This is a genomic window from Streptomyces glaucescens (genome assembly GCF_002154375.1).
Lineage (GTDB): Bacteria > Actinomycetota > Actinomycetes > Streptomycetales > Streptomycetaceae > Streptomyces > Streptomyces glaucescens.
The window spans coordinates 1-579 of the sequence record NZ_MUND01000724.1 but is presented as its reverse complement, the minus strand read 5'-3'; the positions used below and the strand labels follow the sequence as shown (position 1 = coordinate 579).

General features: G+C 73.4%; 1 protein-coding gene. It reads right to left on the bottom strand.

What is annotated here, in order from left to right; genetic code table 11:
- Window positions 1-579 (bottom strand): beta-galactosidase (locus tag CCN42_RS35985; protein WP_211294869.1); only part of this gene is annotated, 579 nt, incomplete at both ends.

Here is a 579-nt window from a genome sequence, read left to right as displayed (position 1 = left end):
GTCGCCGCGATCCGGTCGCCGAAGTCGGCCAGCAGCAGGTGCTGGAGCCGCAGTGCGTGGTACGAGGGGCGGACCTGGCCGTATTCGCCGAGCGGGGCCTGGAAGTCGTACGTCAGCACGGGCAGGTCGTTGGGGTAGCCGGTGGCGTGCGACTCCTGGAGGGTGGTCAGCTCACCGGCGGGGTTGGTCCCGCCGTGGAACATGTAGTAGCCCTGCCACACCGAGCCGCAGCCGATCTTCGTCAGGGCGAGCGCGCCGATGTCGGCCGCGTCGAGGCGGGGCCGCCGGTGGTAGGCGACGGCCATGCCGCCGCCGAGTTCGCAGGTGGCCCAGGGGAAGCGGTCATTGGGGGCGGGGTCGCCGCCGCGGACGGTGGTGGGGCGCAGGTCGGCCCCGATGCCCTCGTCGTCGCGCTGGTGGGTGAAGAAGTAGTGCTTGCGGCAGGTCTCGGGCCAGCCGCCGTCCCACTCGGTCCAGAACGCCTCGGGGTAGCCGCCGTACAGCGGGAGGAGTTCGTCGGGCGGGAGGCGGACGCCGCCCCAGGCGGTCGACGTCCACAGCGGGGCTGCCAGCCCGGCC